The sequence below is a fragment of the Nonomuraea sp. 3-1Str genome (assembly GCF_031570565.1).
GTDB lineage: Bacteria > Actinomycetota > Actinomycetes > Streptosporangiales > Streptosporangiaceae > Nonomuraea.
Genome location: NZ_JALHBK010000004.1, coordinates 15831 through 40845, shown reverse-complemented (window position 1 = coordinate 40845; position 25015 = coordinate 15831). Strand labels below are relative to the sequence as shown.

27 protein-coding genes are annotated in these 25015 nt (G+C 72.1%); 16 read left to right on the top strand and 11 right to left on the bottom strand.

Annotation, left to right across the window (positions count from 1 at the left end; genetic code table 11):
- Positions 1-66: 66 nt before the first annotated feature.
- The 3 genes from sodN to MTP10_RS09040 all read left to right on the top strand — a co-directional run bounded on the left by sodN (position 67) and on the right by MTP10_RS09040 (position 1818).
- Positions 67-468, top strand: a complete 402-nt coding sequence (gene sodN, locus MTP10_RS09050; protein ID WP_310708597.1) for a superoxide dismutase, Ni — start codon at positions 67-69, stop codon at positions 466-468.
- Positions 469-595: 127 nt separating this feature from the next.
- Positions 596-1021 carry an anti-sigma factor gene (locus tag MTP10_RS09045; RefSeq protein WP_310708596.1) on the top strand — a complete coding sequence of 142 codons (426 nt, stop codon included), beginning with the start codon at positions 596-598 and terminating at the stop codon, positions 1019-1021.
- A gap of 17 nt (positions 1022-1038) precedes the next feature.
- Positions 1039-1818 (top strand): RNA polymerase sigma factor SigF, encoded by a 780-nt coding sequence (locus MTP10_RS09040; protein ID WP_310708595.1) that lies wholly within the window; start codon positions 1039-1041, stop codon positions 1816-1818.
- A gap of 12 nt (positions 1819-1830) precedes the next feature.
- Here the strand turns inward: MTP10_RS09040 and MTP10_RS09035 are convergent, their stop codons facing one another.
- Positions 1831-2226 (bottom strand): hypothetical protein, encoded by a 396-nt coding sequence (locus tag MTP10_RS09035; protein WP_310708594.1) that lies wholly within the window; start codon positions 2224-2226, stop codon positions 1831-1833.
- Between the two features lie 110 nt (positions 2227-2336).
- Between MTP10_RS09035 and MTP10_RS09030 the strand changes: the two genes are divergently transcribed.
- Together MTP10_RS09030 and MTP10_RS09025 are read left to right on the top strand one after the other, a co-directional pair.
- The gene (locus MTP10_RS09030) at positions 2337-3347 is read left to right on the top strand and encodes a diacylglycerol kinase family protein (RefSeq protein ID WP_310708593.1); all 1011 of its coding nucleotides are present in this window, start codon (positions 2337-2339) and stop codon (positions 3345-3347) included.
- Between the two features lie 273 nt (positions 3348-3620).
- Positions 3621-3875 (top strand): WhiB family transcriptional regulator, encoded by a 255-nt coding sequence (locus MTP10_RS09025; protein WP_310708592.1) that lies wholly within the window; start codon positions 3621-3623, stop codon positions 3873-3875.
- 166 nt (positions 3876-4041) lie between these two features.
- Here MTP10_RS09025 and MTP10_RS09020 read toward each other — a convergent pair whose 3' ends face one another.
- Positions 4042-5625: a histidine kinase N-terminal domain-containing protein gene (locus tag MTP10_RS09020; protein ID WP_310708591.1), complete on the bottom strand. Its 1584-nt coding sequence runs from the start codon at positions 5623-5625 to the stop codon at positions 4042-4044.
- Between the two features lie 60 nt (positions 5626-5685).
- Here MTP10_RS09020 and MTP10_RS09015 point away from each other — a divergent pair, with 60 nt between their 5' ends.
- The 9 genes from MTP10_RS09015 (at position 5686) to MTP10_RS08975 (ending at position 14866) form a co-directional block, all read left to right on the top strand.
- Positions 5686-6834 (top strand): 8-amino-7-oxononanoate synthase, encoded by a 1149-nt coding sequence (locus MTP10_RS09015; RefSeq protein ID WP_310708590.1) that lies wholly within the window; start codon positions 5686-5688, stop codon positions 6832-6834.
- The gene (locus MTP10_RS09010; RefSeq protein ID WP_175604581.1) at positions 6831-7550 is read left to right on the top strand and encodes a GntR family transcriptional regulator; all 720 of its coding nucleotides are present in this window, start codon (positions 6831-6833) and stop codon (positions 7548-7550) included. Before MTP10_RS09015 ends, MTP10_RS09010 begins: the two co-directional genes overlap by 4 nt.
- 169 nt (positions 7551-7719) lie before the next feature.
- Positions 7720-8442 carry a dethiobiotin synthase gene (gene bioD / locus MTP10_RS09005; protein ID WP_310708589.1) on the top strand — a complete coding sequence of 241 codons (723 nt, stop codon included), beginning with the start codon at positions 7720-7722 and terminating at the stop codon, positions 8440-8442.
- On the top strand, positions 8439-9434 hold the full coding sequence (gene bioB / locus MTP10_RS09000) for a biotin synthase BioB (protein ID WP_310708588.1): 996 nt from the start codon (positions 8439-8441) through the stop codon (positions 9432-9434). Before bioD ends, bioB begins: the two co-directional genes overlap by 4 nt.
- 87 nt (positions 9435-9521) lie before the next feature.
- The gene (locus MTP10_RS08995) at positions 9522-10490 is read left to right on the top strand and encodes a hypothetical protein (protein WP_310708587.1); all 969 of its coding nucleotides are present in this window, start codon (positions 9522-9524) and stop codon (positions 10488-10490) included.
- A 99-nt stretch (positions 10491-10589) separates the two neighbouring features.
- Entirely contained in the window at positions 10590-11750 is a 1161-nt protein-coding gene (locus tag MTP10_RS08990) for a histidine kinase (RefSeq protein WP_310708586.1), read from the top strand.
- Positions 11741-12394 carry a response regulator transcription factor gene (locus MTP10_RS08985; RefSeq protein WP_310708585.1) on the top strand — a complete coding sequence of 218 codons (654 nt, stop codon included), beginning with the start codon at positions 11741-11743 and terminating at the stop codon, positions 12392-12394. The genes MTP10_RS08990 and MTP10_RS08985 overlap by 10 nt, the downstream gene beginning before the upstream one ends.
- Positions 12391-13164 (top strand): DUF4097 family beta strand repeat-containing protein, encoded by a 774-nt coding sequence (locus MTP10_RS08980; protein WP_310708584.1) that lies wholly within the window; start codon positions 12391-12393, stop codon positions 13162-13164. The genes MTP10_RS08985 and MTP10_RS08980 overlap by 4 nt, the downstream gene beginning before the upstream one ends.
- A 55-nt stretch (positions 13165-13219) precedes the next feature.
- Positions 13220-14866: an acetolactate synthase gene (locus MTP10_RS08975; protein ID WP_310708583.1), complete on the top strand. Its 1647-nt coding sequence runs from the start codon at positions 13220-13222 to the stop codon at positions 14864-14866.
- 4 nt (positions 14867-14870) lie between these two features.
- Here the strand turns inward: MTP10_RS08975 and MTP10_RS08970 are convergent, their stop codons facing one another.
- On the bottom strand, positions 14871-16721 hold the full coding sequence (locus tag MTP10_RS08970; protein WP_310708582.1) for a protein kinase domain-containing protein: 1851 nt from the start codon (positions 16719-16721) through the stop codon (positions 14871-14873).
- A 383-nt stretch (positions 16722-17104) separates the two neighbouring features.
- Between MTP10_RS08970 and MTP10_RS08965 the strand changes: the two genes are divergently transcribed.
- The gene (locus MTP10_RS08965; RefSeq protein ID WP_310708581.1) at positions 17105-17488 is read left to right on the top strand and encodes a thioesterase family protein; all 384 of its coding nucleotides are present in this window, start codon (positions 17105-17107) and stop codon (positions 17486-17488) included.
- Here the strand turns inward: MTP10_RS08965 and MTP10_RS08960 are convergent, their stop codons facing one another.
- From MTP10_RS08960 to MTP10_RS08935, 6 genes are all read right to left on the bottom strand, one after another.
- Positions 17489-17701, bottom strand: a complete 213-nt coding sequence (locus MTP10_RS08960) for a biotin/lipoyl-binding carrier protein (RefSeq protein ID WP_310708580.1) — start codon at positions 17699-17701, stop codon at positions 17489-17491.
- A gap of 72 nt (positions 17702-17773) precedes the next feature.
- Positions 17774-19039 carry an HD domain-containing phosphohydrolase gene (locus tag MTP10_RS08955; RefSeq protein WP_310708579.1) on the bottom strand — a complete coding sequence of 422 codons (1266 nt, stop codon included), beginning with the start codon at positions 19037-19039 and terminating at the stop codon, positions 17774-17776.
- The gene (locus tag MTP10_RS08950; protein WP_310708578.1) at positions 19036-20406 is read right to left on the bottom strand and encodes an HD-GYP domain-containing protein; all 1371 of its coding nucleotides are present in this window, start codon (positions 20404-20406) and stop codon (positions 19036-19038) included. Before MTP10_RS08950 ends, MTP10_RS08955 begins: the two co-directional genes overlap by 4 nt.
- Positions 20407-20635: 229 nt before the next feature.
- Positions 20636-21574 carry an NAD-dependent epimerase/dehydratase family protein gene (locus MTP10_RS08945; protein WP_310708577.1) on the bottom strand — a complete coding sequence of 313 codons (939 nt, stop codon included), beginning with the start codon at positions 21572-21574 and terminating at the stop codon, positions 20636-20638.
- Positions 21575-21584: 10 nt separating this feature from the next.
- On the bottom strand, positions 21585-21851 hold the full coding sequence (gene rsrA, locus MTP10_RS08940; protein WP_310708576.1) for a mycothiol system anti-sigma-R factor: 267 nt from the start codon (positions 21849-21851) through the stop codon (positions 21585-21587).
- Positions 21848-22453: a sigma-70 family RNA polymerase sigma factor gene (locus MTP10_RS08935; protein ID WP_310708575.1), complete on the bottom strand. Its 606-nt coding sequence runs from the start codon at positions 22451-22453 to the stop codon at positions 21848-21850. The genes rsrA and MTP10_RS08935 overlap by 4 nt, the downstream gene beginning before the upstream one ends.
- Positions 22454-22809: 356 nt before the next feature.
- Between MTP10_RS08935 and MTP10_RS08930 the strand changes: the two genes are divergently transcribed.
- The gene (locus MTP10_RS08930; RefSeq protein WP_310708574.1) at positions 22810-23598 is read left to right on the top strand and encodes a methyltransferase domain-containing protein; all 789 of its coding nucleotides are present in this window, start codon (positions 22810-22812) and stop codon (positions 23596-23598) included.
- Positions 23599-23684: 86 nt separating this feature from the next.
- Here MTP10_RS08930 and MTP10_RS08925 read toward each other — a convergent pair whose 3' ends face one another.
- Positions 23685-24017, bottom strand: a complete 333-nt coding sequence (locus tag MTP10_RS08925; RefSeq protein WP_310708573.1) for a TraR/DksA C4-type zinc finger protein — start codon at positions 24015-24017, stop codon at positions 23685-23687.
- Between the two features lie 155 nt (positions 24018-24172).
- Entirely contained in the window at positions 24173-24925 is a 753-nt protein-coding gene (locus MTP10_RS08920) for an SOS response-associated peptidase (protein ID WP_310708572.1), read from the bottom strand.
- Positions 24926-25015 lie beyond the last annotated feature (90 nt).

Genomic DNA, 25015 nt, shown 5'->3' with positions numbered 1-25015 from the left:
GCCCTGAGACCCGAGTAAGGTCGGTAAGTGGACCAAGCTGACACAGCATCAAGGAAGGATTTTCTGATGCTCGCACGACTGCTACGACCCAAGCATGTCGCTTCCGCTCACTGCGACCTGCCCTGCGGCGTTTATGACCCCGCCCAGGCCCGGATCGAGGCCGAGTCGGTCAAGGCGATCATGGAGAAGTACGGCGCCAACGAGGACCCGGTCTTCCGCGCTCGCGCGCTGACCATCAAGGAGGAGCGGGCCGAGCTGGTCAAGCACCACCTGTGGGTCCTGTGGACCGACTACTTCAAGCCCCCGCACCTGGAGCAGTACCCCCAGCTCCACCAGCTCTTCTGGGACGCCACGAAGCTGGCGGGCGCGGCGGGCGCCAAGGGCACGGTCGACGTCGCCAAGGCCGAGGACCTGCTCGGCAAGATCGACGAGATCTCCAAGATCTTCTGGGAGACCAAGGCCGCGTAGAACGGCGTAAAGGCTCTGTGTGGTGACTCGCTACACAGAGCCTTTTTCGTTGATGGCGCGTCTGATTCGTCCAAGCACCGCTCGGGAGCGGTAAGTTGCAGTCAGCGTCGTATACGCGAGGAGGAACGTGACCGAGGAAACCGAGACGCGCATGGAGGGCGAGACCGGTATCCGTGACGTGGTGAGCATCAGGCTCCCCGCGGCGAGCGCCTACCTGTCCGTGCTGCGTACGGCCACTGCCGGGTTGGCCGCCCGGCTCGACTTCACGCTGGACGAGATCGAGGATCTGCGGATCGCGGTCGACGAGGCGTGCGCCATGCTGCTGAACGAGGCCGTGCCCGGAACCGACCTGACGGCCGAGTTCGAGCTGAGCGGCCAGGAGATGCAGGTCACGGTCGAGGTGGCGACGGTCGGCAGCTCCGCTCCCAAGCGCGACGACTTCGCCTGGATGGTCCTGACCGCCCTGGCCGACGATGTGGAGGCTGCTACCGACTCTCCTGACCGCATGGCGATCGTCCTGCGTAAGCGCCGTGGCGCTGCGAGGCCGGCGTGACGGAAAGGACTGGAGCCATGGCCACCAGCGATCACGCTGTGCCCGACCGGGTCCGTGCCCGCATGCTGTTCGCCGAGCTGGCCGAGCTGGGGCCCGAGGAGCCGCGCCGTCAGCGCATCAGGGACGAGCTGGTGGAGCTCCACCTTCCGCTGGTCGAGTACCTCGCGCGACGCTTCCGCAACCGCGGCGAGTGGCTCGACGACCTCACGCAGGTCGCCACGATCGGGCTGATCAAGTCGATCGACCGGTTCGACCTGGCCCGCGGCGTGGAGTTCTCCACCTACGCGACGCCGACCATCGTCGGCGAGATCAAGAGACACTTCCGCGACAAGGGCTGGGCGGTCCGGGTGCCGCGTCGCCTGCAGGAGCTCAAGCTCTCGCTGACGAAGGCCATCAGCGACCTGTCGCAGCGCGAGGGGCGCGCGCCCACCGTGGCCGAGCTGGCCGCCTACCTCAAGATGACCGAGGAGGAGGTGCTGGAGGGCCTGGAGTCGGCCAACGCCTACTCGACGGTCTCCCTCGACGCGCCCGACTCCGGCGACGACGACGCGCCCGCCGTGTCCGACTCGCTCGGCATCGTGGACGAGTCGCTCGAAGGCGTCGAGTACCGCGAGTCGCTCAAACCGCTGCTCGAACGCCTGCCGCCGCGCGAGAAGCGCATCCTGCTGCTGCGGTTCTTCGGCAACATGACGCAGTCGCAGATCGCCACCGAGTTGGGCATCTCGCAGATGCACGTCTCACGCCTGCTGGCCCGCACGCTGGCCCAGCTGCGCGAGGGTCTGACCGCCGACGACTGACGCCCGCTCCTGTCAGCCGGTTTCCTGGCCGTCGCCGTACAACGCCTTGGTGGTGGGGGGTGCGAGCAGGGCGGCCAGGCCGACCACGGCCACCACGACCAGCGGGACCCCGAGGTCCGGCCGGCTGGAGTCGATGAGCGTCACCGCGACGGGCAGCAGGAAGACCTGGGCGAGCACGCTGGGGGTCCTCCCCCACCGCTCGCCTCTCAGCAGGCCGCCCCACGCCACCCAGAGCAGCCCCGCGCCGATCAGCACCCCGAAGGCCGCCTCGGCGATGGCGCTGGTGACGTCACCGGCCAGGCCGCGCAGGGTCTCGACCGCCACGTAGCCACCCAGACCCAGCGTCACGAGGCCCTCCAGGGCGACGACGACGGCGGCGACGAGCAGGGTCACGGGACGCTTGGACACACGGGCACCCTATCCACTCCGGCCTCCGGTCCGGTCGCCGCCCGGACGTTGACCCAACAAATAGGGATCATCGCGACAAGACAGACATCCATCATGGATACGCTGGCCTCATGCGCGCGATGCTGCTGGTCAACCCCAAGGCGACGACCACGAACGCCCGCACCCGGAACGTCCTGATCCGGGCGCTCGGCGCGGCCGTGGAGCTGACCGTCGAGGAGACCGGCTACCGGGGACACGCGGCGACACTGGCCGCCACCGCCCGCGCCAAGGGCTACGACGTGGTGGCCGTGCTCGGCGGTGACGGCACCATCAACGAGACGGTCAACGGCCTGCTCAACCCCGTGGACGGCGTCCTCCCGGCCCCCGCAACCCCGGCCCCCGCCACCCTCCTGCCCGAGGACTCCGCGGCCGATGCCGACCCGAGCGCGGGGCGGCCGGCGCTGATCGTCATCCCGGGCGGCAGCGCCAACGTGTTCGCCCGCGGGCTCGGCCTGCCGAACGACCCCGTCGAGGCCACCGGGGCGGTGCTGGAGGCGCTGCGCGAGGACCGGCGCAGAACCGTCGGACTGGGCCAGGCCCTCTGGGGCCACGAAAGCCGATATTTCACCTTCTGCGCGGGGATGGGGTACGACGCCGAGGTGGTCCGCGCGGTCGAGGGCCTCCGCGGCGCCGGCCGCAAGGCGACGCCCACCCGTTACGTGAACACCGCGCTACGGCACTATGTCGCGACCGACAAACGGCACCCCCCGATGACGCTGACCGGTCCGGGCATCCCCACGGCGGGCGGGATCTACATGGCGATCATCTCCAACACCTCCCCCTGGACGTACGTCGGCACGCGGCCCGTCCGCCCCACGCCGTGGGCCGCCTTCGAGACGGGCCTGGACATGCTGGGGCTCCAGCGACTGGGCCTGACCTCGTTGATTCCGCTCATCCAGCACATTCTCACGGAGAGTGACGCTCTCCCGTCCGGCCGGCACCTCGTCCAGCTCCACGACGAGCCCGGGTTCACCCTGACCGCGGACCGCCCGGTGGCCTTCCAACTGGACGGGGACTACCTGGGCGAACGCGAATCCGTAACATTCCGGTCTATCCCGAACGCGTTACAAGTCCTGGTCTAGCTGGTTACATTCGGTCATTGTGTGACGCATCCGACATCCATTACGGCCAAAACTTCGCGGCGACCCCCTTGCGTGCACTCTCCGTGGCTGACAGGCTCAAGACTGACGTCGGAACGTAGGACGTTTAACCACGACCCCGAGGTCGTTCCGGCTGTCCGGCGAGCAATTCCGGTTCTCCATGATCCGGGTCTTTGCTCGCGCGCCCTAGTGAAACTCTTCACAAAGTAGCCGCACGGAGCCGCCCAGAGGCTCCATCTACTAAGGAGTGGACGCATGGACTGGCGCCACGTAGCTGCCTGCCGTGACGTGGACCCCGAGCTGTTCTTCCCGATCGGCAACACCGGCCCGGCACTCATGCAGATCGAGGAGGCCAAGCAGGTCTGCCGATCCTGTCCGGCCGTGGACGCGTGCCTGAAGTGGGCCTTGGAGTCCGGCCAGGACGCCGGTGTCTGGGGCGGCCTGAGCGAGGACGAGCGTCGCGCGCTCAAGCGCCGCACGGCTCGTGCCCGCGCCCGCGCCACCGCCTGATTCACGCGCTCGACCCGCGCGCCAGACCCACCCGAACACCCCATTCTCCTGAGCCCCCTGCCCCCGGCAGGCCGTCTCATCCCGGAGTGATCCGTACGGCCGGCAGTCCCCCGCCGCGTCTACCGCGGCGGGCCGGCCCCCTGCCCGCCTCGCCCAGCGCCGGCCGTCAGCCGGCGGGCAGCGGGATCGACAGCGTGACCTCGGTGCCCCCGCCCTCCCGGGGCCCGATCGAGAGCCTGCCCGACAGCTCGCCCTCCACCAGCGTCCGCACGATCTGCAGCCCGAGGCTCGTCGAGCTGTCGAGGTCGAACCCCTCCGGCACTCCCTGACCGTCGTCCCAGACGGTCACGTTGAGCCGCTCGGTGCTCGGCTGGACGACGACCTGGAGCCGCTTGGGGCGACCGTGCTGGAGCGCGTTCTGCAGCAGCTCGGTCATCGCCATCGCCAGCGGCGTGGCGATCAGCGACGGCAGCACGCCGAACCCGCCGACCCGGCGCGGCGTGACCGCGGACTCCGGCGCGGACACCTCCCCCGCCATCGCGATGACCCGGTCGGCGATGTCGTCGAAGTCGACGAACTCCTCCGGCGCGTGGGAGAGCGTCTCGTGCACGATCGCGATGGAGCCGACCCTGCGTACCGCCTCCTCCAGCGCCTCCCGCCCCTCGGGCACCTGGAGTCGCCTGGCCTGCAGCCGCAGCAGCGCGGCGACGGTCTGCAGGTTGTTCTTGACGCGGTGGTGGATCTCGCGGATCGTCGCGTCCTTGGTCATCAGCTCCCGCTCGCGCCGCCGCAGCTCGGTCACGTCGCGGATGAGCACCAGCGCGCCGATGCGGCCGCCTCCGACGATCAGCGGGATGGCGCGCAGCTGCACGATCGTGCCGCCGGACTCCACCTCGGTCTCCTTGGCGGCCCGCCCGCTGGCCACGATCATCAGGTCTTCGTTGATGGGCTCGTCGGAGTAGCACAGGGTGGCGGTCACCCGGCCCAGCTCGGCGCCCACGAGGTCGGCGTGCAGACCCAGCCGCCGGTAGGCCGACAGCGCGTTCGGCGAGGCGTACGTCACCCGGCCGCCCCGGTCGAGCCGCAGCAGCCCGTCGCCCACCCGCGGGGAGCGGACCAGGATCGGCTCCTCGCCGGAGAACGGGAAGCGTCCCTCCGCGACCATCTGCGCGAGGTCGGAGGCGCTCTGGAGGTATGTCAGCTCCAGGCGCGACGGGGTGCGCGCCGACGACAGGTTGGTGGAGCGCTGGATCACCGCGAGGAAGCGGCCCTGCCCGTCGGGCAGCGTCCGGCGCACGGGGATCGTCTCCTCGCGCACGGGGACGCCCGTGGACCAGTCGGGGTCGCCCTCACGGCAGATGCGCCGCTCGTTCCAGGCGGTGTCGATGAGGTGGCGCTCGCCCCTGGCGACGACCGTGCCCACGATGTCGTCGTGGTAGACGGTCGGGCCGGTCGTCGGACGCATCTGCGCGATCGCGATCCAGCCGCACTCGTACCGCTCGCCGTGCCCGTTGGCGCCGCGTCCGCCGGCCGGGGGCCCGGTCTCCGCGAGCACGCTGTCCGCGGCCCGCTCCCCGCCGTCCGGGACGGACGGGCGGTCGGCGGACGGGAGCAGCGGCGCCCACAGGATGAGGTCGGCGAAGGACAGGTCGGCGAGCAGCTGCCAGTCGGAGACCAGCGAGTGCAGCCAGTCGAGGTCCGCCGCGTCCAGAGCGGTGTGGCGGACGACGAGGTCGCTGAGAGTGGGCACACTGCATCATGCGTGCTTTCCCGCCGTACGGCCAAACCGGCCCCCTGATTGAATGCCCCCATGAATCCCCTGGCAGGACTTCGCGCGGCCACGGCCGCACGGCGCGCCGCCGGGCTGGGACGCACGCTGCGCCCCCGCCCCCCTGACGACGGCGGCCTGCTCGATCTGGCCTCGAACGACTACCTGGGACTGGCCCGCGACCCCCGGCTCGCCGAGGCCGCCGTCGAGGCCGTGCGGGCCTGGGGCACCGGCTCGACGGGCTCCCGCCTCGTCACCGGCTCCACGCTGCTCCACCAGGAGCTGGAGGGCAAGCTGGCGGCCTTCTGCGGGGCGGCCGGGGCCCTGGTGTTCTCCTCCGGCTACCTGGCCAACCTGGCGGCCGTGGCGACGCTCGGCCGGGGCGGGCTGGTGGTGTCCGGCGCGGGCAACCACGCCTCGATCGTGGACGCCTGCCGGCTGGCGCGGGCGCGTGTCGTGGTGACGCCGCGCGCCGACGTGGCGGCCGTGGAGAAGGCGCTCGCGGGCCGCGAGGAGGAGCGGGCCGTCGTGGTCACGGACGCGCTGTTCTCCGTCGAGGGCGACCTGGCGCCCGTCGCCGAGCTGTCGGAGGTGGCGGCGCGGCACGCGGCGCTGCTGGTCGTGGACGAGGCCCACTCGCTCGGCGTCGTCGGCGAACACGGGCGCGGAGTGGTGCACTCAACCGGCCTTTTCCGGGAATCTCACATTGTGAGAACCGTCACACTGTCGAAGGCGCTCGGGTCCCAGGGCGGAGCCGTGCTGGGAGAGCCGGAGGTGATCGAGACGTTGGTCGACACGGGCAGGTCGTTCATCTTCGACACCGGCCTCGCACCGGCCTCGGTTGCGGCCGCCTCCGCCGCCGTGGATATCCTTCTCCATCAGCCCGAGCTGCCTCGACGCGCGCGTCTCAGGGCAGGCGAGCTGGCCCGTGCGGTCCGCGAGCTCGGCCTGGAGACGAGCGAGCCGGCGGGCGCGGTCGTGCCCGTGGTCCTCGGAGCGCCGGGAACCGCCGTGCTGGCCGCCGCCACCTGTGCGGAGCTGGGGGTGCGCGTGGGATGTTTCCGCCCGCCCTCGGTGCCGGACGGCCGCTCTTGCCTGCGGTTGACCGCTCGGGCCAATCTGAGTTCCGATGATCTAGCGGTGATCCGACACGCCCTCACCGCCGTGGCAGAAGTGAAGGTGAGAGCGTGACGGACGACGGCCCTCGCGTACCGAAGTACTACGACGTGAAGCGGAGCCTGCTCGAGCTCACCAAGAGCCTCCCGGCCGGTACGGCGCTGCCTCCGGAGCGGACGCTGGCCGTACGGTTCGAGACCTCGCGCACGACCGTGCGGCAGGCGCTGACCGAGCTGGTGGTCGAGGGACGGCTGCTGCGCATCCAGGGCAAGGGCACGTTCGTCGCCCAGCCCAAGGTGGCCCAGGTGCTCCAGCTCACGTCGTACATCGGCGACCTGCGCACCGCCGGGCTGGAGCCGGACACGAAGATACTGGAGATCGGCTACATCACCGCGGACGAGGCGCTGGCCCGCCGCCTGGCGATCAACCCGGGCGGGCGGGTGCTGCGCATCCACCGGCTGCGCCTGGCCAACGGCGAGCCGGTGTCGATCGACACGACCCACCTGTCGGCCCGCCGCTTCCCGCGGCTGCGACGGGAGCTGGAGGTCCACTCGTCGCTGTACGAGACGCTGCACAACGCCTACAACGTGCGGCTCACGGACGCCGAGGAGATCATCGAGACGGTCCTGGCGACCCCGTACGACGCCAAGGCGCTCGGCGTGGACGTGGGCCTGCCGATGCTCCTCCTGACCCGCCACGCCTTCGACGCCGACGGCAACCCCGTCGAGTGGGCTCAGTCCCTCTATCGCGGCGACCGGTACAAGTTCGTCACGCGGCTGCGTCGTCCGTGATCTCCGGGCTCTGTCACGGCACAGCCCGGCAGGCCCCGGTCGCCGCACGGGGCTGAGGGCCTCCAGGGGGACGGCCGCTGACCCGCACGGGTCCTGGCCCCGTCACGGCGTCCTCCGGGCCGTCGCCGTGGTCCACCGTGCGCCCTGCGGCCCGTTCTAGGCTGGGCCGGTGAGCGTTCTCGTCGTCAGTGGGACCGACACCGGGGTCGGCAAGACCGTCGTGACCGCGGCCGTGGCCGCGCTGGCCCGGTTGCGGGGTTCGAGCGTGGCCGTGGTCAAGCCGGCCCAGACCGGCGTGGCTCCTGATGAGCCCGGTGACCTGGACGAGGTCATCCGGTTGTCCGGGGTGACGACGACGTTCGAGCTGGCCCGCTACCCGGCCGCCCTGTCACCCGCCGCGGCCGCGCGGGCCGCGGGTGCGGCGCCCGTGTCGCTGGCGGGCGCGGCCGAGCGGATCGGCGAGCTGGCCGAGACCCACCGGCTCGTGCTGGTCGAGGGGGCCGGCGGGCTGCTGGTGCGCTTCGACGAGGACGGCGGCACGATCGCCGACCTGGCGCGGATGCTCGGCGCGCAGGTGCTGGTGGTGGCCCGGGCGGGGCTGGGCACGCTCAACCACACGGCGCTCACGCTGGAGGCGCTGGCCCATCGCGGGCTGGGCCTGGCGGGCGTGGTGGTCGGGTCCTGGCCGGAGGAGCCGGGCGTGGCCGAGCTGAGCAACGTGGCGGACCTGGAGATGCTGGCCGCCCGACCGCTGGCGGGGGTGCTGCGGGCGGGACTGGGCGCGCTCGGCGTGGCGGAGTTCGCGGAGGAGGCGCGCGGCGGGCTGGCCACGACACTCGGCGGCGGTTTCGACCCGGCGGCGTTCAAGCGGAGGCTTAGGCTGCTCCCGTGACCGACATCCTCACGATCGCCCGCGCGCGGGTGCTGGACGAAGGCAGGGGACTGGACCGGGAGCAGGCGCTGGAGTGCCTGCGCCTCCCCGGCGAGCGGCTGGGCGAGCTGCTCGCGCTGGCCCACGAGGTGCGCATGAAGTGGTGCGGGCCGGAGGTCGAGGTGGAGGGCATCGTCTCGGTCAAGACGGGCGGCTGCCCCGAGGACTGCCACTTCTGCTCGCAGTCCGGCCGGTTCTCCTCGCCGGTCCGCGCGGTCTGGCTCGACCTCGACGAGCTGGTCCGGGCGGCCGAGGAGACGGCGGCGACCGGCGCGACGGAGTTCTGCATCGTCGCCGCCGTACGCGGACCCGACCGGCGGCTGATGGACCAGGTGCGCCAGGGCGTCGAGGCGATCCATCGGGCCGTGGACATCAACGTCGCCTGCTCGCTCGGCATGCTCACCCAGGAGCAGGTGGACGAGCTGGCGGCGATGGGCGTCCACCGCTACAACCACAACCTGGAGACGGCCCGCTCCCACTTCGGCGAGGTGGTCACCACCCACACCTGGCAGGAGCGCTGGGACACCTGCCTGATGGTGCGCGCGGCCGGCATGGAGCTGTGCTGCGGCGGCATCGTCGGCATGGGCGAGACGCTGGAGCAGCGGGCGGAGTTCGCCGTCCAGCTCGGCGAGCTGGAGCCCGACGAGGTGCCGCTCAACTTCCTCAACCCGCGCCCCGGCACCCCGTTCGCCGGTCATCCGGTGGTCGAGGGCGCCGACGCGCTGCGCACGATCGCGACGTTCCGGCTGGCGCTGCCGCGCACGATCCTGCGCTACGCCGGGGGCCGCGAGATCACCCTGGGCGACCTCGGCACCCGCGAGGGCATGCTGGGCGGCATCAACGCGATCATCGTGGGCAACTACCTCACCACACTGGGCCGCCCGCCGGCCCGCGACCTGGAGCTGCTCGACGAGCTGAGGATGCCCATCAAGGCGCTGTCGCGGACCCTGTGAGGCTTGACCCGTCCATGGGATGACCATCGGTCGCCATTGGTTGCGATATCGCGGGACTTGTCGCCCGAACAGGGTGATGATGCAGGCATGGCAAAGGCGATCGAACAACCCGTTCCCGGCATCACGGTTGGCCACGGCCTCCTCGCCCGGCGCAACGGGCAGGCCGAACCCGTGGACAAGATCGTCCACGACGGCGACACGATCAACATCGCGGCCGACGGGAACTTCGGCGTGCGCCTGCTCGGCGTCGACGCTCCCGAGGTCAGCTTCGAGCTGCCGCAGAGTCCCGACTTCCCGGACTTCCCCGGAGGCTTCGTCAAGATCGAGCATCCGGCCTGGACGACGTTCCTCACGGACCCGTTCGCCAAGGGCCTGCCCGAGCTCACGTTGCGCACGGCGCTGCGCGCGAACCTGACGGCCCGGCTCGGCCCGCGCGCCGCCGCCAACCACGCCGCCCACGCCGCGCCCGCCACGAAGGCGCTCAAGGACATGGTCGCCGCCGACATCGCCGAGCAGGGCCTCACCGAGGCCACGTTCAAGCTCCGGCTCGCCTTCGCGCACGAGATCCTCGACCGGTACGGCCGGCTCCTGTGCTACGTCAACCGCGACCAGCGCGAGCGGCCCCGCCCCGACCCGTACAACGAGCGGCTGCTCGCGACCGGGCACGTGGTCCCGTACTTCATCTGGCCGAACGTCGACCCGTTCGTACGCCAGGAGGGACGGGTGGCCGACGCGGTGCCGCCGCCCGGCACGGCCCGCTCGATCGGCGCGGCCGGAACGCTCGGCCGCGCCCGCGAGGCGGTCCGGCTGGCCCGCGAGGCCGGGCTCGGCCTGTGGGAGCACACGGACCCGCTGGCCCTGCTGCCGTTCGAGCTGCGCTTCCTGGCGCAGCGGCGCGCGCCCGACCGGTACGTGCTGGACCTGTCGGACGACGCCCGCGAGCTGCTGCACCCGCAGAGCTACTTCCGCGTGCCGAACCCCGAGGACCGGCTGTTCGTCAACGCCGAGCACGCGCCGCTCTTCCACGAGAAGGGCTGGTCGGTGCCGCCCCTGTGAGGGCGCCGTGAGAGCCGCCCGGGGGTGGGGCCAGCCCCACCCCCGGAGCGCACACCAGGCCCCTGTCCCGCGGGCCGCCGGAGTCAATACCGTGGGGGCATGAAAGTCCCCCGGCCGTGGTCGGCGCGGGCCTGGCTCGACACGGCCCACGTGATGGTCGGCCTGCCGGTCTCCGCGGTCCTCGCCCTGCTCACGCTCGTGCTGGCCGCCGTGCCGTCCGGGCTGCGCCGCGGCCTGCCGGCGTTCACCCGGGTGCAGCGCTCCAGGTTCGCGGCGTTCCAGGGGGCGCACATCCCGCCCACCGACGCGCCGGTCCGCTGGCGCAGCCGCGCGACGTGGCGGCAGCTCGGCTACCATCTGCTCTCTCCCCTCGTCAGCGGCGCCGGGGCCGTGCTCGTCGCGTTGGGGTGGGGCGGGGCCGTGGTGGGGCTGACGGCGTACGCGCAGCCGCGGTTGCAGCCGCCCCAGCAGGTGTTCAGGTTCGACCTGCGCGACCCGGTCGTCGCCGGGGGCTACACGGCCGTGGGCGTGCTGCTCCTGCTGGCGGTGCCGATGCTGGCGCGCGGCATGGCGGCGCTGGACCTGGCGGTGGCCCGGATGCTGCTCGGCCCCAGCCGCTCGGAGCTCGACCGGCGCATCGAGACGCTCACCGAGACCCGGGCCGGGGTGATCGACGCCGCCGACGCCGAGCGGCGCCGCATCGAGCGGGACCTGCACGACGGCGCCCAGCAGCGGCTCGTCTCCCTCGCCATGAACCTCGGCCTGGCCCGCGCCACCCTCACCGATCTGCCGGAGCCGGCCCGCGAGGCCATCGCGCAGGCGCACGAGGAGGCCAAGCAGGCGCTCAAGGAGTTGCGCGACTTCGTCCGCGGCCTGCACCCGGCCGTGCTCAACGACCAGGGCCTCGACGCGGCCCTGTCCGGCGTGGCCGCCCGCGCCCCCTTCCCCGTACGGCTGCGCGTCCGCATCGACCGGCGCCCGTCGCCCACGATCGAGGCCGTGGCGTTCTTCGTGGTGTCCGAGGCGCTGACGAACATCGCCAAGCACGCCGCCGCGGCGCGGGCGGAGGTCACCGTGGCATGCGACGGCGAGGACCTGCGCGTGCGCGTCCACGACGACGGGCAGGGCGGCGCCTCCCTGGACGGCGGAAGCGGCCTGCGCGGCCTCGCGCAGCGCGTGGGAGCGGTGGACGGCGTGTTCAGGCTGACCAGCCCGCCCGGCGGGCCGACGACGATCGAGGTGGAGCTGCCGTGCGAGTAGTGCTCGCGGAGGACTCGGTGCTGCTGCGCGAGGGGCTGGTCCGGCTGCTCGACGCGGCCGGCATGCGGGTGGTGGCCGCGGTCGCCGAGGCCGAGGCGCTGCTGCGCGCCGCCGAGGAGCACCAGCCGGACCTGGTGGTCACCGACGTGCGGATGCCGCCCACGCACACCGACGAGGGCCTGCGGGCCGCCCTGGTGCTGCGCCGCCAGCGGCCGGGCCTGGCCGTGCTGGTGCTGTCGCAGTACGTCGAGGAGCGCTACGCGGCCCAGCTCCTCGGGTCCGCGACCGGCGGCGTCGGCTACCTGCTCAAGGACCGGGTGGCGGACGTGGCCGAGTTCATCGACGCGCTGCGCCGGGTCGCGGCGGGCGGCACCGCGCTCGACCCCGAGGTGGTCTCCCAGCTCCTGCTGCGCGGCCACAGCGACCCCCTGGACCGGCTCACGCCCCGCGAGCGGGAGGTGCTCAAGCTGATGGCCGAGGGCCGCTCCAACGCCGGCATCGGCCAGGAGCTGGTCCTCAGCGAAGGGGCCGTGGGCAAGCACATCGGCAACATCCTCACCAAGCTCGACCTGCCCCCCGCCGAGGGCGACCACCGGCGCGTGCTGGCGGTCCTGCGCTTCCTCAACGTCAGGAGCCTGCCGTGAGAGCCCTCTGGCTGGCCGCCGGCACGATCGCCACCGCCGCCGCCCTGTTCGCCGCCACGGCACTGCTCTGGAACGGGTTCGCGAACGCCGAGCCGCCCAGCGAGCTGTCCCGCGGCTCCTTCCCCTACCAGGGCTCCCAGGTGCGGCTGTTCGTCGGGGAGGGCGTCTCCACCGTGCTCGTCCAGAGCGGGGAGGCCGGAGAGGTCGTCGTGGAGCGGCTGGTGCGCTGGACGCTGGAGAAGCCCGAGGTGACCGAGGAGTGGGGCGCCGGCACCCTGCGGCTCGGCACGGACTGCGCCATGACCGCCCGGCGCGGAGGGACGTCCTGCTCGGTGGACTACATCATCCAGGTTCCGCCCGAGGCGTCCCTGGAGGCCGACACGGCGAGCGCGTCCCTGGAGCTGGCGCGCATCCACGGCGGGGTCCGGGTGACGTCCGTCTCCGGCGACGTGCGGGTGGACAGCACGCCCGGCGACCTGTACGTCCGGAGCGGCTCGGGCGACGTCGACGCCATGTCGATCGGCGGCGAGCGCGCCGACGTGGAGATCGGCACCGGCCGCGTCCGCCTGGTGTTTCAGAAACCGCCGGCCGACGTGCGGGCGGTCGTGCGGACCACCGGATCCGTGGCGGTGGAGGTGCCGCAGGAGGCCGCCTACGACGTCAGCGTCGAAGCCCCGCGGGTGGACGTGAACGTCCGCCGCGACAGTGGGGCGGCGCGCCGGATCAGCGCCTCGGTGGCCGAGGGCACCATCGACGTCTGCTGCGATTGACCACCGTCCTCGTTGCTTCCTGTTTACTCGTGTGACTGGTTGGTAAGTTCCCGGCATGGAGTCTGCGAAGCACGCCGGTGACGCCGCCGTCGCCGTGTCCAAGGCCTATGGCGTCGAAACCATGTTCACCCTGTCCGGAGGGCACGTCTTCCCGCTGTACGACGGGGCCGTCCACGAGGGCATGCGCATCCTCGACGTACGTCACGAGCAGAGCGCGGTGTTCGCCGCCGAGGCCACGGCCCGCCTGACCCGCAAACCGGGCCTGGCCGTGCTCACCGCGGGCCCCGGCATCACCAACGGCGTCAGCGGCGTGGCCACGGCCCACTTCAACGGCTCCCCCGTGGTCGTCCTGGGGGGCAGGGCGCCGCGCTCGCGCTGGGGCAGCGGCGCCCTGCAGGAGATGGACCACCCGCCGCTGCTCGCCCCGATCACCAAGCTGGCCTTCACCGCCAGCGACGCCGAGTCCCTCGGCCAGGACGTCGAGGTGGCCTTCCGCACCGCCGTCGCCCCGCACCGCGGCCCGGTCTTCCTCGACGCGTACATGGACGACCTGTTCGCCCCCTCGACCGTCCCCGAGACCGAGACGCAGACCCCGTCGCCGCTGGAGCCCGACCCCGACTCCCTGGCCGCCATCGCCCGGCTGATCGCCGAGGCCGAGCGTCCCGTCCTGGTCTACGGGTCGGACGTGTGGATGGAACGCGCCGAGGAGGCCGCCCGCGACTTCGCCGAGACCTGGCGGCTGCCGGTCATCCCCAACGGCCAGGGCCGCGGCGTCCTGCCCGCCGGCCACGAGCTGCTCGCCACCCGCGCCCGCGGCCTCGCCCTCGGCCAGGCCGACCTCGTCGTGGTCGTCGGCACGCCGCTCGACTTCCGCCTCGGCTACGGCTGGTTCGGCGGCAAGGACGGCGCGCCCCTGGCCAAGGTCGTCCACATCGCCGACGCGCCGTCGCAGCTCGCCACCCACATGCAGCCGGCCGCCTCGGCCGCCGGAGACCTGTCCGTGGTCTTCTGGGGCCTCACGGCCGCCTGCGGCGAGGCCGGGGTCAAGCCGGACCGCCACGCCGCCTGGGTGTCCCGCCTGTCGGAGGCGTCCGCCGCGGCCATCGCCGGCGACGCCGACCTGCTCGCGGCCGACTCCGACCCCATCCACCCGATGCGGATCTACGGCGAGCTGAACAAGGTGCTGGCCGACGACGCCGTGGTCATCGGCGACGGCGGCGACTTCGTCTCCTACGCCGGCAAGTACGTCGAGTCGCGCCGCCCCGGCAACTGGCTCGACCCCGGCCCCTACGGCTGCCTCGGCACCGGCCTCGGCTACGCCATCGCGACCCGCCTGGCCCGCCCGTCCTCCCAGGTGGTGCTGCTGCTGGGCGACGGCGCGGCCGGCTTCTCCCTCATGGACGTCGACACGCTCGTGCGCCACCGCCTGCCCGTCGTCATGATCTGCGGTAACAACGGCATCTGGGGCCTGGAGAAGCACCCCATGCAGATGCTGTACGGCTACGACGTGGCCGCCGAGCTCCAGCCGAACTGCCGCTACGACCAGGTCGTCACGGCCCTCGGCGGAGGCGGGGAGCTGGTGACCAGCCCCTCGGAGATCGGCCCGGCGCTGCGCCGCGCGTTCGACTCCGGCGTGCCGTACATGGTGAACATCGCCACCGACCCGCAGATCGCCTACCCGCGCAGCACCACGGGGGTGTGAGGCCCTACTGCTTGAACGGCGACCCCGTGGCGGTCGGCGTGGCGCTGCCGGAGGGGCAGGTGCCCTCGATGAGCACCAGCGAGACGGGCTTCTTGGGGGCGAGCAGCGTGCCGCCGTCCGGGGTCGACTGGCCGACCCTGAGGCACTCCAGCGGCATCGCGCCCCGGGTCTGGTCGTCGTACTTGACCGTGAACCCGGCGTTCATGAGGATCGTCCTCGCCTGCGGATAGGGCATGTCCAGCACGGCGGGCACCTGCTTCTTGGCGACCGGGGTGGGCGTGGCCGAGGGCGACTTCGTGACCGAGGGCGTCGGCGAGGGCGACGGGGACCGGGTGGGCTCCCGGGTGGGCTTCTCGGTCTCCTCCTCGGTCTCGGTGGGCCTGTTCGCGACGGGCTGCTCGGTCGTGGTCCTGGGCTTGGGGCTCCTGGACCTGGTGGTCTTGGTCTGCTTGGGCGTCTCGGAGGTGTCGGAGCCGGCGCTGGTCGTGGTGACCGTGGGGACCGGTGGCTTGTCGGCGTTGATCCCCGTCAGGGCGACCGCGCCGGCGCCCACGCCGAGCACCACCGCGGCTGCTATGCCCGCGATCAGGCCGCCCCTGCGCGGACCCTTGCCGCCGCGCCTGCCTCCCTGCCGCGGTCCCGCCATGGTCGTGGCGTCCTCGGAGGCCGGGAACGCGCCCGTCCGCTGGCCGTCGCCCGGCCGGCCGCCGGCCGCCTGGTGTGAGCCCGTCTGCGGGTATCCCTCGGCCTGGTGCGCGCCGGTCTGGTAGCCGGCCTGAGGGCCGGTCTGGTAGCCGGCCTGAGGACCCGTCTGGTGGCCTGTCTGGTGCGCTCCCGTCTGGTAGCCGCTCTGCTGGTGGGCTCCGGTCTGGTAGCCCCCCTGCTGCGCCGTCTGGTAGCCGCTCTGGTGAGCGCCGGTCTGGTACGCGTCCTGGGGGTGGGCCCCGGTGGGGTGACCGCCGTTCGCGGGGGCGCCCGGCTGGCCCGGCGCGGCCATCGTGGCCCCGGTGGCGTGCGACATCGGGGCGGGCAGGGGCGTCTGTCCGGCCGCGATCTGGCGGGCCGTCTCGCTCATGGCCTTGGCCGACGGGAAACGCCGGGCCGGGTCCTTGGACAGGGCACGTTCCACCAGCGCCCGCACCGCCGGCGGGATGTCGGCCGGCAGTTGGGGCGGCGCCTCGCGGATGTGCTTGAGCGCGATGGTGACCGGGCTGTCACCGTCGAACGGGCGCTGCCCGGCCAGGCACTCGTAGGCGACCACGCCGAGCGCGTAGATGTCGACGGCGGGCGTCACAGGGGCGCCCTCGGCCTGCTCCGGAGCGCAGTAGGCGGCCGTGCCGAGCACCATGCCCGCGTCGGTGAGGCGGTTGGCGAGGTCGGAGCGGGCGATGCCGAAGTCGGTGAGCACCAGCGTCCCGTCGCGCTGCACGAGCAGGTTGCCGGGCTTGACGTCGCGGTGCACGATGCCCTGCTGGTGCACGGCCTGCAGGGCCGCCGCGGCCTGCGCGATGAGCTCCATCGCGGCCTGGGGCGGTATCCGGCCCAGCCGGGCCAGCAGCCGGTCGAGGGGCTCGCCGTCCACGAACTTCATCACGAGGTAGACGGTGTCGCCGCTGACGCCGTAGTCGTAGACGTCGACCACGCCCGAGTGGTTGATCGTGGCCATCGCCCGCGCCTCCGCCTGGAAGCGGGCGACGAAGCCTGGATCGTCCATGCGGCCGGGAAGCAGCACCTTGACGGCGACGGTGCGAGCCAGCACGACGTCCTCGCCCCGCCACACCTCGCCCATGCCGCCGGCGCCGATGCGGGTATCCAGGCGATACCGCCCCGCCAGCGTCGTCCCTTGGGCCACCATGACTTCCCCCGTACCCCTCTGTCTCTGCGACCTCTCCCACCCCGGGGCTCTCCAACAAAGCGGACTTGTGTCGCGGTGAGATAACACAGAGGTCACGGAATTCCGAGAGTGTACGACTCAGAAATCCCACACGCCACTTAAATGACACAAGCCGTACAAACCCTATCCTGCGGCCTGGCGGCCGTACTTGTCCGGGGATTCATGAGATCAGCATGCCGTGTTCGGAGCACCTGGCCGTCCATCCGGTCGGCCTCACCTGCACCACCAGCCGGCGGCGGCAGGCCCCGCAGTAACGCGGGGGCTCCAGCTCTCGCGCGGCGGCGCATCGCGCGTGAGCACCCTCGCGCACGGGCCCGCCACAGTGATCACAGTACGCTGACGTCATGACGCTCGCTCCCGGTCTCCGCTCCCAGCTGCTCATCATGGTCGAGCGTGAGGACACGGCGCAGAAGGTCGGCAGCGGCGACGTCCCGGTGCTCGCCACGCCCCGGCTGCTCGCCTTCGCCGAGATGACCACTGTCCAGGCCGTACGCCCCCACCTGGAGCCGGGCCAGACCTCGGTCGGCACCCGGGTCGAGCTGCAGCACCTGGCGGCGAGCCCGCTGGGCACCCATGTCCAGTTCACCGCCGAGCTCACCGAGCTCGACGGCAGGCGGCTGGTCTTCGCCTTCGAGGCGCGCGACAGGACCAAGGTGGTCGGCCGCGGCACGATCGAGCGCGTGGTGGTCGACCGGGCCCGGTTCGTCGAGCAGGCGACTGCTCGATGACTACTCGATGACGGCGATCAGGTCGCCCTCCTGGATCACGTCGCCCTCGTTCACCTTGAGCTGCGTCACCACGCCGTCGTCCTCGGTGATGACCGGGATCTCCATCTTCATCGACTCAAGGATGACCAGGGTGTCGCCGTCGGACACCGTGTCGCCCTCGCTGACGACGACCTTCCACACGTTCGACACCATCTCGGCGCGTACCTCGGCCACCGTGGCTCCCCTCGTTCAACGGATCCCAGGATGCCATGCGCGCCCGCCCCGCATCTCCGGGCCGCCCCGGCGTCAGAGACGGTGGACGGCGGCCAGGCGGTCGATGACGCGGGACAGCGCCTCGATGGCGGCCGGGTCGTAGGCCGAGCCGGCCGCCAGGCGGATGCGTTCGAGCGCCGCCCCCGCCCGGTCACGGTCGGTGGAGCCGCCCACCAGGTCGTCGTAGGCGTTGGCCACCTTGATGATGCGGCTGGACAGCGGCGGGTCGTCGGCGATGGCGTCGCACTGGCGGCGCACCACGTCGGCCACCCGGTCCAGCACGCCCGTCTGCTTGATGACCTCGGCGCCCAGCTCCGCGATGCGGCGCGCCTGCTCAGGGTCGGCGAGCACGGTCGCGCCGCCCGGGATGGGGTCGCGCAGGGAGAGCTGGCCGATGTCGTGCATGAGCGCGGCGTACTCCAGCTCCAGCAGCTCGGGCTCGGCCATCCCCAGCTCCCGGCCGATGGCCACGGCCAGGCGGCTCACCCGGCGCGAGTGGCCCGGCTCGACGTACCCGCCGACCTCGGTGACGCGCGACAGCGCCCGTACGGTCTGCAGGTAGGTGGCGCGGATGCCCGCGTACTTGCGGAAGGCCACCTGCGTGACCAGCAGCGGCGCGGCGAACACCAGCAGGGCGACGAGGTCCATGCTGTGCGTGGCCAGGGCGAGCAGCACGCCGGAGGCGGCCACGGCGGCGCCCAGCGGGAACGCCATGTTCAGCTCGTCGCGCACCGCGACACGGAAGGCGGTGCGCACCTGCTCGGCCCGCAACAGCGCGGCGATCAGCACGTCCACGAGCAGGGTGACGGCGATGAGCACGACCATCACGCCCAACGCCGGCCACCACGTTGGGGCGGGCCCCTGGGTGAGCCGGAACAGCGGGTCGGCCAGCGGCCGGAACGCGAAGGCGAGCAGCGCGCCGGTGAGCAGCCGCCGGGCCATCGCGTCGAGCCGCGGCGGGCGGCCGACCGCGAGATGCGGCAGCGCACCGGCGATCATCCCGACGGCGATCACCGCCACGACCTGGAGCGCCGAGTGGCGGAGCTGGTCCTGGCTCAGGTCGAGCAGCAGCGTGTAGCCGAGGGCGGCGGCGGCCCCGATGGGCGCGACCTCCCTGTTGCCCGGCATGGTGAGCCTGGCCAGCTCGCCCACCGCGATGAGCGCGCCGAACCCGACCGCGATCTCGGGGTGGTCCAGCCGGGTGGCGGCCGTGTGCGCGACCCCGGCCACGGCGACCAGCCCGGCCCCGCAGATCAGCAGGAGCTGGCCGGAGTCGAGGCCCTGGAAGGCCCGGCTCAAGGCCCGCTCACCACTTCGATGGGCATCGTGGGGTCGTCGTGGTCCTTGACCGGCGCCTCGTCGGCCTCGGGCGGCGGCGGCTCGACCCGGCGGGGCGGCTCCCACGGCCGGTCCTCGAGCGCCTTGACGAACGCGGTGACCATGACGGGGTCGAACTGGGTGCCGGAGTTCTTGCGCAGCTCCTGCACGGCCACCTCGACCGGCCGCGCGCCCCGGTAGGAGCGGTCGGAGGTCATCGAGTCGAACGCGTCGGCCACCGCGATGATCCGGGCGAACTCCGGGATCTCGTCGCCGGCCAGCCCCATCGGGTAGCCCCTGCCGTCGTGGCGCTCGTGGTGGTGCATGATCCCGGCGTACGCCTCGTCGAGGAAGTCGATGCCGCGCACGATCTCCAGCCCGCGCATCGGGTGGAGCTGGATCGCGGCGAACTCCTCCTCGGTCAGCGGCCCCTCCTTCTGCAGCACCTTGGTGGGCACGCCGAGCTTGCCCACGTCGTGCAGCATGCCCGCGTAGCGGATGGCCCGCAGCCGCTCCTGCCCCATGCCGATCTCCTGGGCGATCATGCTGGACGCGGCCGACACGCGGGTGCAGTGCCCCCGGGTGTAGTAGTCCTTGGTCTCCACGGCCTGGCACAGGGCCGCGATGGTGGCGTCGTACGAGCGCTGCTGCGCGTGGTACTGGCCGAACGCCCAGCGCGCGACGAACAGCGGCAGCAGCACCAGCACCGCCGAGATCGACTGCACGGTGGCCCACAGCCCGGCCACGAGCAGCCCGAACGTGCCGTAGCCGAGGTACGACAGCAGGAACTGGGCCAGGCCCCGCATCGGGACCTCCATGGCCCGCACTCCGGTCGCCAGGCGGATCATCGTGAGCGTGAGCAGGATGTTCAGCGGCACGAAGACCGCCGTGGCCGCCATGTAGGGGCCGATCAGGTCGTCGAAGGCGTGCACCTCCGGCACCCCGATCCGGCCCCCCAGCCGCTCGTACACCCAGCCGGCCGCCTGACCGCAGATGGCGAACTGCGCGCCGTTGAAGAGCCGCTTGACCAGCGGCAGCCCGGGCCGCACGCTGAACACCGCGGTGAACCCCACGAGCGCCGTGCCGTCGGGCCCGATCAGCACCACGGCCGCCAGCGCCGCCGAGAAGCTGACCGACACCGCGAACTGCTCCACGTTGAGCAGCGTCGGCATCGACTCGCACACGAGGAACAGCAGCGCGAGCACCAGCAGCGTGCCCAGCCCCTCGGCGCCCAGGTGCCCGGGGGTCATCGACTGCCCGATGGTGGTCAGGCTGTGGGCGATGACCCCTGCCGCGACGACGACGACGGCGACGAGGTAGACCCTCGCCGGCCACGACAGATCACGCATAGCGGCCCCTCACGGCCGGATCAGGTCCACGAGACCCCGGGCGGGAAAAAGCCCCCGCCCGCGATCAGCAGCGCCACCGGTGCGATCAACGAGATGCCCGTGATCAGGCGGGCGATCCATGGCTTCGACATCCGCGTCCTCCCCCTTGAGGTCCTGGGGCTCACGGTACAGAAGACGGGGTCACCGCACCCGCCGAGTCACGAATCGCAAGCAAAGCGTAATCAACCGGCTACCCCCGGCGACTCCTGGCCCACTCGACCGTGTTCTTCAGACCGGTGGCGAGGTCGGTGCGCGGCTCCCAGCCGAGGCCGTCATAGGCGGGCACGGGATCGACCGCCATGGCGGGCAGGTCGCCCTGGCGGGGCGGCGCGAACCCCGGCTTGTCGGGGCGGCCCGCGGCGTCGGCGATCAGGGCGTGGAGCCTGCGGTCGGTCGTCTGGATGCCGGTGCCGAGGTTGAACCGGCGGCCGTCGCCGGCCTGGCCGCACGCCCGGACGAACCCGTCGACCACGTCGTCGACGTACACGTAGTCGCGGGTCTGCGTGCCGTCGCCGTGGACGACCGTGGGGACGCCGCTGAGCAGCCCGTCGGTGAAGATGGCCACCACCCCGGCCTCGCCCTCGGGCGACTGGCGCGGGCCGTACACGTTGGACAGCACGAGAGTCGTGTACTCGATGCCGTGCAGGGCGCGGAAGGTGGCGAGGTAGGTCTCGCCGCTGAGCTTGGAGGCCGCGTACGGCGAGCGCGGGTCGGCCGGCGCGTCGCCGGGCACCGGGATCGTGCCCGGACGGCCGTAGACGGCGACGGAGGAGGCGAAGACCACCTTGCGCGCGCCGCCCGCATGGGCGGCGGCGAGCACCGACGCGGTGCCGACGACGTTGACCATGGCGTCGTGGACGGGGTCGGCCACGCTGCGGCGCACGCTGATCTGCGCGGCCAGGTGGCAGACCACCTCGGGCCTGGCCTCGGCGGTCAGCTCGGCCAGCGCGGGATCGCGCACGTCGAGCACGTGGAGGCGGAACCGGTCGCCGCCCAGGGCGCCCGCGAGGTTGTCGCGGTCACCGGACGACAGGTCGTCCACGGCGACGACCTCGTGGCCGTCGGCCAGCAACCGGTCGACGAGATTGGATCCGATGAAGCCGGCACCCCCGGTGACGAGCACGCGCATGGGGGGAATCCTAGTCGGACAGGTCGGATCTCACCTGTGCGATGCGCGCCAGCACCTTGGACCGGAGGTCGCCGGGCAGCGGATCGCACCCGCAGTGCTTGGCGACGAGCTGCTTGACCACCTTGTCGAGGTCGTACTCCTGCAGGCACGGCCCGCACTCGTCGAGGTGCACCCGGATGTCGACGCAGTCGCCCTCGGCGAGCTCGCCGTCGAGGTAGGCGTAGACCTTGTCGAGCACCTCACGGCAGTCGGTCTCGTGCGGGTTTCCACAGCTCATTTGGAGCCCTCCGCGGGGACGAGGCCGCGCTCGCGGGCGTAGTCCTCCAGGTGCGCCCGCAGCTGCCTGCGGCCGCGGTGGAGCCGCGACATGACGGTGCCGATCGGAGTGCCCATGATGTCGGCGATCTCCTTGTACGGAAAGCCCTCGACGTCGGCGAGGTAGACGGCGATCCTGAACTCCTCGGGAAGCGCCGCGAGCGCCTCCTTGATGTCGCCGTCGGGCAGGTGCTCCAGCGCCTCCACCTCGGCGGACTTCAGACCGCTCGACGAGTGCGACTCCGCGCGGGCCAGCTGCCAGTCCTCGATCTCCTCGGTGCCCGACTGCTTCGGCTCGCGCTGCTTCTTGCGGTAGCTGTTGATGAAGGTGTTCGTCAGGATCCGGTACAGCCAGGCCTTGAGGTTCGTGCCCTCCTGGAACTGGTGGAAGGACGCGAACGCCTTGGCGAAGGTCTCCTGGAGCAGGTCCTCGGCGTCGGACGGGTTGCGGGTCATCCGGAGCGCCGCGGAGTAGAGCTGCTCCAGATAGGGCATCGCTTCGCGCTCGAACCGCTCGCTCCGCTGTTCGAGTGTCTCCGCGCCTGTCGCGGGCACCAGGCCCACCCCCCTAAGATCACCGGTGGCCGGTTGTGACGGGACACCGTACTCAGGGGAGAATACCCGCTCGTCAAGCGGCGCCCGGTCACCGGGGACCGGGTCCACCTTCTGATAGGTGGCGGGGCCCGGCGAGGCGGAGCTCGGCGGGAGAGAGCTGGGCGAAAGAGAGCTCGGCGAAAGAGAGCGAGGTACGAGCCTACGAGCGCCGAGACGGTCGCGTCCATCGACAACAGCGAGCATGCTCGTCGCAACACGCCCGTGCCCGCGTCTGTTCCCGCAAGATGGAAGGTGACGAACGACCCGGTGCGGGGAAAACCATACGTACCGGCTGGTAGCCATTTTCCGGAACCCAGGAGTCGCGTGTGCTGCCCATTCCGGCCGAGGAACTGAACGGCTCAGGGACGCTCGGACCGTACTGGACCTTCTACCGTGCCGTCGTGGCCGAGCAGCTGAGCCGGTGGCTACCCGCCGAGCCTTCCGTGGTGCTCGACCTGTCCGGCGGGCGTGGACGCTGGTCCGGCCAGCTGTCGAGGGCGGGGCACCGCGTGGTCGAGGTGCTCGACTTCCGGCGCGTGGCCGACGTCCAGTCCAGGCTGCGGCCCGTGGAGGGTCCGCAGCGGCTGCGCGAGGCCGACTCCCCCGGCCATGACAGCGGCGAGGTGCGCCAGGTCCGCGCCGACGACCTGTCGTTCCTGCCCGACGCGAGCGTCGACGCGGTGGTCGCCGAGGAGCGGGCCATGTCGATCGAGCTGATGGCCGAGTCGGCGATGAGCGACGTGACGCGCGTGCTGAAGCCGGGCGGGCGCGCGCTGGTCTGCGTCGACTCGCTGGTCCTGGGCATGGCGATCCTGGCCGAGCAGGGGCAGTGGCAGCACCTGCGCCAGACCGGCGAGGTCATGCTGGTGCCCTGGCCCGACGGCAGCATCACGCGCTGCTTCAGCGGCTCCCAGCTGCGCGAGCTGCTGATGGACGCGGGCCTGGAGGTCGAGTGGGTCCGCCCGCGCACAGTGCTGTCGCCCTCGACGGTGGACCACGTGCTCGGCTCCGGCACCAGGGCGATGAACTGGCTGGTGCGCACGGAGCTGGAGGCGCATTTCGACGACGACGACACGGTCGGCATCCACCTGGTGGCCAGCGCCCGCAAGCCCTGACACCGGGCGCCGGGCCGTGCGGGCCTGTGCGGCCCGAGCCCGTGCCGGCCCGTGTTAGACCCGCAGCGGCCCGGGTGCGCGGCTCGTCAGCGGCGGCGTTCCCGCCTGCCCTGGCACTGCACGCAGCGGGCCGCCTCGGGGCGGGCCTCCAGGCGGCCCTCCGGCACCGGCTCGGCGCAGTCGACGCACCTGCCGTAGGTGCCGTCGTCGAGGCGCTTGAGCGCGTCCAGCACGGCCCGCCGCTGCGTCGCCGCGACGGTCAGCATGGCCTGGGCGCGGTCGGCGTCGCTGAGGTCGGACCCGGCGTCGGCCGGCGAGCGGTCGTTGACGGCGACCCGGTCTCCCCGTAACACCCCGATCGAGCGGTCGAGGTCGGCGAGCATCTTTTGCAGCCTCTGGCGAGCGGACGTGTCCTCCACGGATCCGCACCTCCGGGTGAATGACGGCAACCCGCGGCGGGAGTCCCCGGCTGTCCCGCGCGGCGCATGGGGGGCAATGTGGTGGCGGTGACTCCTCGTAAGCGAATGCACCGCTTTCCTCACCGAAATGCCCACTTGACCGTCCTTTTACACCTTCAGAAGAGCGCGGGCGCCTCCTCGGGAGGGAGCGGTTCGACGAGCTCCGGGCCGTTGTTGCGGACGTTGTTGACGGCGGTGGAGACGGGGACCGCGGCGAGCCGGCCCGGGGTGGCGGGCACCAGCAGCCCGGAGACGGTCTCCGTGTCGGTGAGCTTGGGGTCGAGCCACTCGGCCCAGCGGTCCGGCTCGACCATCATGGGCATCCTGTCGTGGATGCGCCCGAGCTCGTCCTCGGCGTCCGTGGTGACGACCGTGCAGGTGACGAGCCACTTGAGGGGGTCGTCGTCCTCGCGCGAGGGGTCCTTCCAGAACTCGTACAGGCCGGCCATCGCCAGCAGCCCGCCGTCGTCGGGGCGGATGAAGTACGGCTGCTTGCGCTTCTTGCCGTCGTCGCCCTCGACCGGCATCCACTCGAAGTAGCCGTCGGCGGGCAGCAGGCACCTGCGCTTGGCGAACGCCTGCCGGAACGACGGCTTCTCCGCCAGGGTCTCGGCCCGGGCGTTGATCATGCGCGAGCCGATGGACGGGTCCTTGGCCCAGGCGGGCACCAGGCCCCATCGCACGACCCTGAGCTGCCGCACCGCCCGCTCGGCCTCCTTGGGCACCCGGCTCAGCACGGCGTAGACGTTCTTGGTGGGCGCGACGTTGTAGTCGGGGGCCAGCTCCTGGTCGGGATCGCCGTCGAGCTCGACCTGGAACTCCTCCAGCAGCTCGTGCTTCTTGCGCGCCGACGCGTATCTACCGCACATGCCCCCACATTGCCACGTACGGCCTCCGCTCGCGTGTCCACACGCGGCGACCGCGTGGGGACCCCGCCTGTCCACGGTCGCGGGCGAGGG